Genomic DNA, 11,603 nt, shown 5'->3' with positions numbered 1-11,603 from the left:
CACGCGTGCTTGTTAATTGCACATGGCACGCGAGGCAGAATGACCAGATGTCCTCCGTCATCCTGTTCGCGCTGGCCGGGTTCCTGCTGGGCGGGGCCTACTCCACCTGGAAGACCACCCGGCCACTCGCTATCGCCCTGCTGGTGCTCGCCGCCCTAGCGACCGCGGGCGCGGTCGCCTGGTTGATGTAAACCCACTCAACACCACGGAGCGAGTCTTACGAGCGACCGTTCGCGGCCCGTCTCGCATCCGAGTGGCCGAAGCGCATGCGACGAAGTCGCGAGTCTCGGCCGCTCGGATGCGAGACACCAGGGGGCCGCGAACACGCGGCGCCGCAGGCGCCGCAAATCAGACAGAGTTCAGGCGGAAGATCCGCAGATCCTCCGGCACGCCGCTCAGTGGTGCGGCGAAGAAACTGCGCCTATACGGCTTGACCGAGAACCCGAGCTCCTCGAGCGTCTCCGGTTCGACGGACTGCAATGTCGCGTGCGAAAGCATGGTGTTGCCGTTGCCCCCGGCCTCCATCACACGAGCGGCGATCGTCACATCCACGCCGAGCCAGTCGCCGCCGATCTCGCGCGGCGAGCCGGTGTGCAGACCGATCCGCATCTGCGGGCGATAACCACGCACGCTGACGTCGGCCAGATTCCGTTTCGCCTGCACAGCGGCACGCACCGCATGATCGGCCGAGGTGAACACGGCCATCACACCGTCGCCCATGCGCTTGACCACCTGACCGCCGCGATCGGCGATCGGCGGCTCGATGGCCTTGGCAACCCCGCGCAACAGTTCGAGGGTCGCCTCATCGCCCGCCGAAAGCGACCAACTGGAGAACGCCACCAGATCGGTGAACATCACAGTTATTTCTTCGCTACCTCGACCGCGACCGACGCGCTCCAACATGGCCTGCCAGACCTGCAGTGCGCCGAATCCGATTTCCCGGGCCGCGCTCGGCGTATCACCGACCAACTTATCCGCCGCGCGCGCCACCGCGCGGGCGCCACCCGGACCCGAAACCGACAGTGGGTCACCGAAAGACGGATCACCCGGCAGTTGTTCACGCGCCTTGCGCAGCACACCGATGATGTCGGGCCGCTGGTTCGCGGCATTCATCAAGGCGGAGAACTGCCCGCGTCGCATTCCCGAGCCGGGACGACGAGCGGATCGGTCCTCATCGGCGGGCACCAACGGTATGGTCACCTCGGACGGAACGCCCCCGTCGTCTTCCGGTTCCGTCCCCGGCTCAGCACCGCCGGAAGGTGTTTCGGTCACGCCCCGAGCGTATCTCAGCCGACCAACCGTCGGCGGGTTACTTATTGTCGCCACCTGCGCCCCCTCGATCAGACTGAGCGGGCACAACGCCGGGTCCGCCAATGGGTAACTCACTGGTTGCTGACTCCGAGAGTAGCCAGCATCGATTCTGGATGGAAGCGGTGCCGGGGTTAGTTTCCGGGATGTTCACATACTGCCTGGATTGCCCGAATACATACACCGACCCGGTGTGGAAGGGGATTCACACACCGGGCCGATGTTCGCATAGTCCGCCGGGCAGTGGCGGACAGTGCGCGGGGCGCTCGGACCTCCCGACAAGGTCGGCACCCGTCACCCGAGCGGCGAGGGAGGGCAACTCGGGTAGTTCAATCATGCATCGCGTTGGTTGACCATAACCAGTGCACCGCCGAAGACAATTGCGACGAAAGCCGCGAAGTAGAGCAGGCCGCCCCACGGTCCCCAGTGCCAGTTCGCGGTCGATTCCGATGCGCTGTAGAAGTGGCTCGCATTCGCGAACGGCAGGAACGGCTGCACATTGCGCCCGAAGCTGCCGAAGGCGCCGAGCAGCGGCTCGATGAGCAGAGGCCAGAGCACGATCAGCGAAATCGCCGCAGCCGACTGCCGGACCAGCACGCCGATGCCGACCGCCAGGATCACGCTGAGCAGGGCATAGATCGGAATGCCGTAGATCTCGCGCCAAGCGTCGCCGCCGGAAAGCGTCAGGTTGTTGCTCGCATCGCCGCCGATCGCCTTGGCGATCGCGAAGGCGGCAAAGGCCAGCACGATCGTGAGCACCGCGCCGTACACGCCGACCAGACCCGCCTTGGTGGCGATCACCTTGGCGCGATGCGGTGTCGCCTGGTAGGTGGTCCGGATGATGCCGAAGCGGTATTCGCTGGTCACGGTCAACGTGGCCATGATCATCAGGACCATCACGCCGAATCCGCTGATCCCGCCGACCGCGGTGGCGACGGTCAGGTCGAGCGCGTTCTCCTTGCCCGAGGACGAGCGGGCCACCGCCGCGAACAGCGCGGCCAAGCCGAGGGCGAGCACCACCACGATCGCCGAGCACCACCACGGCGACCTGGTCGAGGTGAGCTTGATACGTTCCGCTGCCAGCACGCCCATCAGAGCGCACCTCCCATCACCTGGTCGAAGCCTTCGCCGTGGTACTGCACCGCGCCGCCGGTCATCCGCATGAATGCCTCCTCCAGCGAGGCCCGCTGCGGTGCCAATTCGTACAGGGTGATGTCGTTCGAACCGGCCAGCTTGCCGACCGCGTCGCTGGTCACCCCGGCGACGACCAATGCGGCGCCGTCCTGGCCGGTGCCGTCCTCGCGGACGGTCATGCCATTGGAGGTGAGCAGGCTGCGCAACTGCTCGAGCTGCGGACTGCGCACGCGCACCGACTGTTCCGAGGCGCGGTCGATGAATTCCTGGGTGGTCGAATCGGAAATCAGCTGACCGCGTCCGATCACGACCAAATGTTCTGCGGTCTGGGCCATTTCGGAGAGCAGATGGCTCGAGACCAGCACCGTCCGCCCCTCGGCCGCGAGCCGCTGCATGAAGCGGCGGATCCAGAGGATGCCCTCGGGGTCCAGGCCGTTCACGGGCTCGTCGAACAGCAGTATCGGCGGATCGCCGAGCAGCGCCCCGGCCAGGCCGAGCCGCTGCGACATGCCGAGGGAGAAGCCTCCGGCATTTTTACCCGCCACCTCGGAGAGGCCCACCAGCCGCAGCACCTCGTCCACGCGGGACATGGCGATCTCGTTGGAGGCGGCCATCCACTGCAGATGCGCGCGGGCCGAACGGTTCGGATGCACCCACTTGGCATCCAGCAGCGCACCGACGGAGCGCAGCGGATGGTCCAGCTCGTGGTACGGCTTGCCCTGGATCAATGCGGTGCCCGCGGTGGGCTTGTCCAGGCCGAGGATCATCCGCATGGTGGTGGATTTACCGGCGCCGTTCGGCCCAAGAAAGCCCGTCACCTGTCCGGGTCGAACGGTGAAGGAGAGATCTTGAACCGCGACGGTCTGCCCGTAATGCTTGGTCAGGCCCCTCAGCTCGATCATGATGACCAGCTTTCCTCATTGCGCGGCCACGCGCGTCATTAAATGGTGCCGAGTTCAATCATCCTCGAGGATGAGGCGGGCCCCAGGGCCGCATCAGGGAAATCCCTCTGACGGCCATCTCCGTTAACGCGGCAGGTCTCGGAGCGGCTCGACGTCGGAGGTAGCGAACAGGGCTAGTCGTCGTCCTCGTGATCGCGGTCAGGGGTTGGCCAGCACACCACACCAACAAGCACCGCCAGCGGCAACCCGGCCGCCACAGCCAACCCGAGCACAACCGTCCCGTTCATTCGGCAGGGGCGATGGCCGCCCAACGGTGGAACGACAGCCGTGGCAGCACGATCTCCACATCGGCCACGCTCATGATCGCGTTCACCGCAAGCACATTCAGGTGTTCGAGCGACGGCGCGATCACCGCATCGACATCAGCACAGCGCACCTGGTCGACCAGCGGAAGCGGCGACAACTCCGACGGCCAGATCAGCGCGTACCCGAGCCGCTGCGCCAGCCGCCGAACCTGCGCCGCGTCCCAGTCGGCCGCCGAACTGATATCGAGGTCGACCCATCCCAACGCGGTCGGCTCGTCTCGCATCGCATTACCCCCTCGTTCGCATGGTTGGCACCCGCCGCCGAGGACCGGAAAGGTCAACCCGACAGCGGGGCTGACCTGTAGCGTCGCCCTCCGAGCGCCTGCGAAGCGCCACAGCGTGTGGCACTGTTGGGGTATGGATGAGATGGGGGTCGGTGCCCGCACCTCCAGGGCACGCAAGCTCGCGCGGCTGACGCAGATCCAGCTTGCGGCGAAGGCCAACGTCTCGCTGTCGCTGCTACGCAAAGTCGAACAGGGCGACCGGCCCGCCTCACCCGCGTTCATCGCCGCTATCGCCCGCGTGCTGGGAGTGAGCATCGGCGACTTGACCGGTCAGCCGTACACGCCCGACAGCGCTGACGCGGCGGCACACGCCACCATTCCCGAGCTGCGGCGCGCGATCGTGGCATTCAACGACGAACCCCTCACGGGGCCAACCACATTCGACGATCTGACGACGGCGCTCGATCGTGTGCGCCAGGGTATGCGCCGCGCCCGATACACCGATCTGACCGCAGATCTGCCGGACGTTATTCGTGGGCTGCACATGCTCGCCGACAACGAGAACCCCGGCCGCGAACTGGAAGCCATCTACTCGACGTTGGCCTACGCCTACAGCAAGGCCATGCTGTTCGCTTATCAGTACGGCTATCTCGACTTGGCGGGACTCGCCGCGGAGCGCTGTGGTTGGGCAGCCGACCGCAGCGGCGACCCGATCTGGCCGCTTGCCGCTGAGTACAACCGGGCGTTGATCCTGCTGTACTCAGGCGCCTATGTCGCGGGCTCGAAAACCATCGAACGCGCCTACACCGCCAGCGAGCAACTGGACACGACACCAGATCTGCTCGCAGTGCGGGGCGCACTGCACCTGCGTGGGTCGATCCTGTCCGCCCGCGCACTCGACGGCGACACCGCGGAGTCGCACATACAGGAAGCCCGCGGTATCGCCGAGGCGATCGGCGACGACCGGTACCGCAACTACGGGACCGGATTTCGGCCCTCGAACGTCGCCATCCACTCCGTCGCCGTACCGGTCGAGTTGTCCGACGGGACCACCGCCGTGTCACGGGCCGAAAGCATCCGCCTACCTGCCTCGGTGGCACCCTCCCGCGCCGGGCACCACTTCATCGACGTATCGCGCGCGTGGCTGTTGCACGGCGACAAGCAGCGCGCCCTCGGCAGTCTCGAGCAAGCGCGGATGGTGGCTCCGGAATTGACTCGCAACCACCCCCAAGTTCACGAAACGGTTCGTGTGATCGCTCGCGCCCGGCGCGGCACGGACACACTCGCACGCTTCGCCCGATGGGCCAACGTCAAGATCTGAACTCGACATCAGCCCGGCCGACCGCAGACTCCTGCGCGCGCCGAAAGCTGCACATGCCTGTGCGGCGCATCCGCATGCGGCCGGAGGAGTATGCGCGGCTTCCAGTGCTCGCTTCATGCGCCTGACTCGCGCGTATCGACGCGTCGCCGAACAACGCGCGACAGGATCTCCCTGACTCAGCGGGCCGGTGAGGAGGCTTGGGCCCAAAAGCGTTTGGGAATGCGGCCTGCGTGACGGGCCAGGTGACCGGCATTGACCGCGTCCTTCATGGCCGCCGCCATGAGAGCAGGGTGCTGGGCGCGGGTCACGGCGGTGGCGAGCAATACCGCCGAGCAGCCGAGTTCCATGGCAAGCGCCGCATCGCTCGCGGTGCCGATGCCCGCGTCGAGGATGACCGGGACGCCCGCAGCCGCCACGATCATCTCGATATTGTGCGGGTTGCCGATGCCGAGGCCGGTGCCGATCGGGGCGCCGAGGGGCATGACCGCGGCGCAGCCCGCGTCCTCCAGTCGGCGGGCCAAGATCGGGTCGTCGGTGGTGTAGGGCAGCACGACGAATCCGGCGTCGACCAATTGTTCTGCGGCGGTGAGCAATTCGATCGGATCGGGGAGCAGGGTGCGCTCGTCGGCGATCACCTCGAGTTTGACCCAGTTGGTGTCGAGCGCCTCGGCGGCCAGTTGCGCGGTGAGCACGGCCTCTGCGGCCGTCCGACAGCCCGCGGTGTTGGGTAGTGGCATGATCTCGAGGCGTTTGAGCAGGTCGAGGACGCCGGTGCCGCCGACGGCGTCGACCCGGCGCATGGCGACCGTGGTGAGCTCGGTGCCCGAGGCGATCAGCGCCTCCTCCAGCACGGCGAGACTCTCGGCGCCGCCGGTGCCCATGATGAGGCGAGAGCCGAACCGCTTGCCCGCAATCTCCAGTGCGTCAGGGGTTTCCAGTGCGTCAGCCACCCTGAACCGCCGTCAGCACTTCGATCTCCCAGCCACGGCCGACCGGCTCGTCCCAGCGGGACTTCGGGAAAACCGCACCGTCCACCGCGAGCGCGACGCCCTGGCACGGCAGCCCGAGACGATCGAGCAGTTCACGCACCGTGAGGGATCCGTCGAATTCGTGGTCCTGCCCGTTAACGGTGACACCGATGGGAACCGAGGTCATCGAACTCCTCCTGCAGATGTAGCGAGTGACGGCGGGTGCGCCGTCGAAAAACGGTGGGGGTCGGCGGCTTTCGCGTCATCGAGCGATTCGCCATCGAGCAGGCTCAGCACCGCGTCCACGGTGAGCGGCACCGCGAGCATGCCGTTGCGGCCGTGGCCGGTGGCCGTCACGATCCGGTCGGTGAGCCGTCCGATCAAGGGCAGGTTGTCGGGGGTGCCAGGCCTGGATCCGGCACTGGCCTCGGCCAATTCGTATTCGCCGATACCGGGCAGCACCGCCTCGGCGTCGGCGATCAGATCGCGGACTCCGGCAACGGTCACCGTCGTGTCGTAGCCCGCCTCGTATTGTGTTGCGCCGACGACGATTCCGTCCGCGCGCGGCACCAGGTAGACCTGCCTCCCGTGCACGCGCGCGCGAATCACGCGCAGCGGTGGGGGTGTCGCGCCCGGACGATGGCGCAGCCGCAGGATCTCGCCCTTCACCGGGCGGACCGGGAGTCCGGGCCACAGCAGCGACGATGCCGCCCCCGCGGCGAGCACGATTTGGTCGTGCGGCAGTGCGCCCACCGCGTCGACCGTCTCGGCGCGTACCTCGACTCCTGCTGTGCCGCAAGCATTTTGGAGTGCTTCGAGCAGCAGCCGGTTGTCGATTGCGGGTTCGGCGGCGGCGCGCAGACCGGCGCGCACGGTGCGCGTCAGCGCGGGTTCCAGCGCGCGCACACCGGCTCGGTCGAGCACCTCGAGCTCATGGCCTCGGCCGCCGACCCATTCGGCCACCGTGCGCAGATCGGCGGCATCCGCGCCATCCAGCGCGACGGTCAGGGTTTCCTCGGCGACGAATACCGATACACCGGTGGTCGATTCCAGCCGGGCGGCGAAGTCGGGCCAGCGGGCCAGCGAGGCGGCGCCGAATTCGAGGACCAGGTCCTCCCCCGGCCAGCCCTCGGACAGTGGTGCGAGCATCCCCCCGGCAACCCAGGAGGCGCCGGAGCCGACGGCGGGATCGAATACGGTGACCGACCATCCCGCCTCGGCCGCCCGCCAGGCGGCGGCGAGTCCGATGGCGCCGCCACCGACGACGGCCAGAGTCCGCATTTGATCCACCTGCCTCACTATTCGCATCCCCACGGTAGCGCGACTACGGTCGAGCACGTGCAACCCTCCCACCAGTTCCGGCCCCTATCGCCCAGGGAGCGTTTGGCTACCGCCCGGCTGTATCTCTGCACGGACGCGCGCAGGGAGAAGGGCGACCTGGCCAGGTTCGCCGAGGCCGCGTTCGCGGGCGGTGTCGACATCATTCAGCTCAGGGATAAGGGGTCACCCGGCGAGGCGAAGTTCGGCCCGCTCGAGGCCAAGGCCGAGATCGGCGCACTCGCCGAATTGAAGGCCGCGGCCCGCAGGCACGGCGCACTGGTCGGGGTGAACGACCGCGCCGATATCGCGCTCGCCGCCGGGGCCGATGTGCTGCACCTCGGACAGAACGATCTGCCGCCGTGGTACGCCCGGCGCATTCTCGGACCCGATGTGGTGATCGGGCGCTCCACCACAAACCGTGCGCAGGCCGGGCTCGCGGCGGTCGACGAGCACATCGACTATTTCTGCACCGGACCGGTGTGGGCCACACCGACCAAGCCGGGACGTCAGGCGGCGGGCCTGGACCTGGTGCGTTCCACCTCCGACGCCCACCCGACCCGGCCGTGGTTCGCGATCGGCGGCATCGACGCCGAACGCCTACCCGAGGTGCTGGCGGCGGGAGCCGAGCGCGTCGTCGTGGTGCGCGCGATCACCGAGGCGCGGGATCCAGAGGCGGCGGCGCGGCAACTGAAGACCGCGCTGCTGCAAAACGCTCAGATCGGCTGAGACTCGCGTTGGCGCGATCTCGAGGTGACGCTGCTCACCAAGCCTCGGCCCGGCCGGGGCCTGCTCTCGGAGCAGTGCTGCTTCAGAGCGTGCGGCTTCGGCGAAGTCTGGCATTCCAGTCCATGCACTCGCGAAAAAGTACACGCTGGGCCCCTGTTCAGGACAGCACTTGAACTCGGGTGAACGACAAGATCGAATCGGCTGGGGCGGTCTCCGCTTTCGCGCCCGTCCGCACGGCATCCGTCGCATCAATATCCGCGTCGACGATGCGGGCGTAGGCACCTGGGCCTTCGGGATCCGCGTGCAACCAGACGAAGCCCTGGTCCGCGAGGTCGACAGTACGAGGCAGCGCGGCCGCGACCGTACCGGCGTCGTCCACCTCGATGTCGTCGAGGCAGACGCGCGCCGGAGCCGCCCGCAATGCGGGCCAGGAGGCCGCGAAGCCGGGGTGCAGCGGATGGCTGTCGACCTCGCCCTCGGGGACCCAGGCCAACGCACTGCTCTCCCGGTTGCGACTGGTCGGCAGAGTCATCACGGCATCGGCGACAACGGTGGTGTAAGTCCAGCCGCTCAACGCCGTCGCGGTGATTCGCTCGCCGCGCACCCGAACATCGGCGGGATCGATGCCCGCTTCTTCCCATGCCTCGCGAACCGCCGCGTGCACCGGGGTCTCGTGACTGTCACGGGCGCCGCCGGGCAGCGCCCAGGTGCCGCCCTGATGACTCCACGGCGCGCGGTGCTGCAACAACACCGCGGAACCGCCGCCCGCGAGCGGGGCGCGCAGCAGAAGTCCGGCGGCGCCGAAGCGGCCCCAATGCCGCAATCCGTCCGGGCCGCGTGACCAACCGTCACCGTCACCACGCATCTGGTTACCATCCTCATCTAGCCGTCGCGCGGTTGTTTCACACGCCACGGCGCCGGTAAGACCACAATAAGCTCCCAGCAGGAGCACATGTGCGCACCAACCGGGGAGGTGGAGATGGCAGCGCTCGACTCGACGACGGCCCCGCGGCCGCCGTCGGTCACGGCCGATGTCGGGCCCGAGCGGCTGGACGTGCCGCGCGAAGCTGGGCTACGCGCCCATCTGGACCCGGCCAACCTACGATCCTTCGCGCTATCGACACCGGGTCGGCTCATCGCCATCGGTCTGCTGCTCATCGGCCTGTGCTTGGCCGCGGGCATGATGACCGCCGCCACGGTGAGCGATCGCCAGCAGGCACTGGACATCCTGCTCGACGACACCGAGCCGGACGCGAACTCCTCCCACCACCTCTACACGTCGCTGTCCATCGCGGACGCCGCGGCGAGTACCGCGTTCATCGCGGGCGGCCTGGAACCGGAGACCGTGCGCGATCGCTACAGCCAGGCACTGGGCGAGGCGTCCGCGGAATTGGTGACGCAATCGGGCCACGCGGCCGGACAGGCCACCGACGACAACCCGGATACCCGACTGCGTACCGGCATCGCCACCGGCCTGCCGGTCTACTCTGGTCTGGTCGAAACCGCCCGCGCGAACAATCGCAACGGGTACCCGGTCGGCGCCGCGTATTTGAGCGAGGCATCGAATCAGATGCAGACCGTCCTGCTGCCGATGGCCGCACAACTGCAGAGCCATCGCTCCGATGCCGTGAGCGCGGCCCAGCGGCATCACGTGCAGCCGCCGTGGTCCGCTATCGGTGTGCTGATCCTGGCGCTGGGAGCGCTGATCTGGGCGCAGTTCGATCTGTCGAAGCGCTGGCATCGCGTGCTCAATCCGGGACTGCTGCTCGCCTCCACCGGGATGCTGATCCTGTTGGCGTGGACGCTGGTCGCCGGATCGGTCTCGGCCGCGGAGATGATCGGCGGCCGCGACCACGGCGCGGTGCCGAGTTCCCGTTTGACCGAGAGCCGCATCCTGACCCAGCAGGCGCGTTCGGCGGAGACGCTGAAACTGGTGCGCCGCGACGCCACCGGCGATTATGACCGGACCTACGAGTCCAGCGTCACCCGGCTCGACGAACTGCTCAACGGCTATCCGTCCGATGCGCCGGAGGCCGATGAGATCGCGAAGGCTCGTGCGGCGCTTACCCGTTGGCGAGCGGCCCATCAGCGCATGAACGACACCCTCGCCCACGGCGATTTCGTCGGGGCGGCGACGGTGGCGACCGGGGCGGGCCCGGCGGATGCCGCGGCACAGGTGGAATCACTGGACGACGCATTGGGCCTGGCCCTGGACGCGACGCGCGATACGTTGCGCGACAACATCTCCGGCGCGGCCCGATCACTGGACTTCCTGGCGCCGGGCGCGATGGTGTTGGGGATACTCGCCGCAGGCTATGTCGGCCTCGGCATCTGGCCGCGACTTCGGGAGTACCGGTGAACCGCGTGCGCGGGCTACTCGCCGCGCTCGCCGCAATCGCCCTGCTCGCCGGGTGCGCGGCGGGCTCGGACACGATCGATACGAAGATCACCGAATACACCGAACCGCCACTGCCCGCCAAAGCCGTTTCGATACCGACGGACTCACCGATACCAGCCGAACGCGACGAGCAGTGCGGCGATCCGACCGCGAGTCTGCGGCCCACCGGAGCGGGTGCGGCCGCCCGTGGACCGACGATCGATGCGATTCGGGCCCGCGGTCGGCTGGTGGTCGGATTGGATACCGGCAGTAACCTTTTCAGCTTCCGTGATCCGGTGAGCGGCACGATTGTCGGGTTCGATGCCGATATAGCCAGGGAGGTCGCGCGCGATCTGTTCGGTAGTCCGGAGCAGATCGAGTACCGCAGTCTCGGGTCCGCGGAGCGCGAGTCCGCGCTGCAGAATCATCTCGTCGATATTGTCGCCAAGACGATGACGATCAACTGCGAGCGGAGGCAGAAGGTCAGCTTCTCGACCGTCTATCTGCACGCGAATCAGCGCGTGCTCGCGGTGAAGAACTCCGGTATCCGAAGTCTGGCCGATTTGGCCGGTAAGCGGGTGTGCATCGTATCCGGCACCACCTCGCTGGATCACATGCGCCGCGAGCAGCCCCGCGCGGCCATCCTCACCGTGCCGACCTGGGCCGACTGTTTGGTCGTGCTGCAGCAGCGTCAAGTCGACGCGATCAGCACCGACGACGCCGTACTCGCGGGTCTGGCGACGCAGGACTCGTCGTACACCGAGTTGGTCGGCCCCAGCATCAGCGTCGAGCCCTACGGCATCGGAATCCCCAAGGGCAACGACGATCTCGTCCGCTTCGTAAACGGCACGCTGGAGCGCATCCGCAATGACGGCACATGGGCCCGGCTGTACCAGCAATACCTGATCGCTCTAGGGCCGGTCCCAGCGCCGCCCGTCGCGACCTATCAGGACTGACT

General features: G+C 67.6%; 13 protein-coding genes. 5 read left to right on the top strand and 8 right to left on the bottom strand.

Going from position 1 to position 11,603, the window contains the following annotated elements; all coding sequences use genetic code 11:
• Window positions 1-47: 47 nt before the first annotated feature.
• Window positions 48-191 carry a hypothetical protein gene (locus ACQPZ2_RS04445; protein WP_169814675.1) on the top strand — a complete coding sequence of 48 codons (144 nt, stop codon included), beginning with the start codon at window positions 48-50 and terminating at the stop codon, window positions 189-191.
• A gap of 157 nt (window positions 192-348) precedes the next feature.
• On the opposite strand, the gene ACQPZ2_RS04440 is transcribed toward ACQPZ2_RS04445, so the two are convergent.
• From ACQPZ2_RS04440 to ACQPZ2_RS04425, 4 genes are all read right to left on the bottom strand, one after another.
• Window positions 349-1,140 carry an adenylate/guanylate cyclase domain-containing protein gene (locus ACQPZ2_RS04440; RefSeq protein ID WP_433527322.1) on the bottom strand — a complete coding sequence of 264 codons (792 nt, stop codon included), beginning with the start codon at window positions 1,138-1,140 and terminating at the stop codon, window positions 349-351.
• A 501-nt stretch (window positions 1,141-1,641) separates the two neighbouring features.
• Window positions 1,642-2,400 carry an ABC transporter permease gene (locus ACQPZ2_RS04435; protein WP_040696716.1) on the bottom strand — a complete coding sequence of 253 codons (759 nt, stop codon included), beginning with the start codon at window positions 2,398-2,400 and terminating at the stop codon, window positions 1,642-1,644.
• Window positions 2,400-3,344 carry an ABC transporter ATP-binding protein gene (locus ACQPZ2_RS04430; RefSeq protein WP_433524415.1) on the bottom strand — a complete coding sequence of 315 codons (945 nt, stop codon included), beginning with the start codon at window positions 3,342-3,344 and terminating at the stop codon, window positions 2,400-2,402. The genes ACQPZ2_RS04435 and ACQPZ2_RS04430 overlap by 1 nt, the downstream gene beginning before the upstream one ends.
• A gap of 283 nt (window positions 3,345-3,627) precedes the next feature.
• Window positions 3,628-3,933 (bottom strand): hypothetical protein, encoded by a 306-nt coding sequence (locus ACQPZ2_RS04425; protein WP_433524414.1) that lies wholly within the window; start codon window positions 3,931-3,933, stop codon window positions 3,628-3,630.
• 133 nt (window positions 3,934-4,066) lie between these two features.
• Between ACQPZ2_RS04425 and ACQPZ2_RS04420 the strand changes: the two genes are divergently transcribed.
• A complete protein-coding gene (locus tag ACQPZ2_RS04420; RefSeq protein ID WP_433524413.1) occupies window positions 4,067-5,254 on the top strand; it encodes a helix-turn-helix domain-containing protein in 1,188 nt (395 codons plus the stop codon).
• Between the two features lie 176 nt (window positions 5,255-5,430).
• Here the strand turns inward: ACQPZ2_RS04420 and ACQPZ2_RS04415 are convergent, their stop codons facing one another.
• The 3 genes from ACQPZ2_RS04415 to thiO are packed head-to-tail and all read right to left on the bottom strand — an operon-like array spanning window position 5,431 to window position 7,503.
• Window positions 5,431-6,204, bottom strand: coding sequence for a thiazole synthase (locus ACQPZ2_RS04415; RefSeq protein WP_433524412.1), 774 nt, complete (start codon window positions 6,202-6,204; stop codon window positions 5,431-5,433).
• A complete protein-coding gene (thiS, locus tag ACQPZ2_RS04410; RefSeq protein ID WP_433524411.1) occupies window positions 6,197-6,409 on the bottom strand; it encodes a sulfur carrier protein ThiS in 213 nt (70 codons plus the stop codon). Before thiS ends, ACQPZ2_RS04415 begins: the two co-directional genes overlap by 8 nt.
• Window positions 6,406-7,503, bottom strand: a complete 1,098-nt coding sequence (thiO, locus tag ACQPZ2_RS04405) for a glycine oxidase ThiO (RefSeq protein ID WP_433524410.1) — start codon at window positions 7,501-7,503, stop codon at window positions 6,406-6,408. Before thiO ends, thiS begins: the two co-directional genes overlap by 4 nt.
• 57 nt (window positions 7,504-7,560) lie before the next feature.
• On the opposite strand from thiO, the gene thiE reads away from it, so the two are divergent.
• Window positions 7,561-8,268: a thiamine phosphate synthase gene (gene thiE, locus ACQPZ2_RS04400; RefSeq protein WP_433524409.1), complete on the top strand. Its 708-nt coding sequence runs from the start codon at window positions 7,561-7,563 to the stop codon at window positions 8,266-8,268.
• 157 nt (window positions 8,269-8,425) lie between these two features.
• Here the strand turns inward: thiE and ACQPZ2_RS04395 are convergent, their stop codons facing one another.
• A complete protein-coding gene (locus tag ACQPZ2_RS04395) occupies window positions 8,426-9,133 on the bottom strand; it encodes an NUDIX hydrolase (protein ID WP_433524408.1) in 708 nt (235 codons plus the stop codon).
• Window positions 9,134-9,247: 114 nt separating this feature from the next.
• On the opposite strand from ACQPZ2_RS04395, the gene ACQPZ2_RS04390 reads away from it, so the two are divergent.
• A complete protein-coding gene (locus tag ACQPZ2_RS04390; protein WP_433524407.1) occupies window positions 9,248-10,627 on the top strand; it encodes a hypothetical protein in 1,380 nt (459 codons plus the stop codon).
• Window positions 10,624-11,601, top strand: coding sequence for a glutamate ABC transporter substrate-binding protein (locus ACQPZ2_RS04385; RefSeq protein ID WP_433524406.1), 978 nt, complete (start codon window positions 10,624-10,626; stop codon window positions 11,599-11,601). Before ACQPZ2_RS04390 ends, ACQPZ2_RS04385 begins: the two co-directional genes overlap by 4 nt.
• The last annotated feature ends 2 nt before the right edge of the window (window positions 11,602-11,603 follow it).

This window comes from Nocardia pseudovaccinii (assembly GCF_050942345.1).
GTDB lineage: Bacteria > Actinomycetota > Actinomycetes > Mycobacteriales > Mycobacteriaceae > Nocardia > Nocardia pseudovaccinii.
Note: the sequence above shows the minus strand (reverse complement) of the source record. Positions and strands in the feature narration are given on the sequence as shown.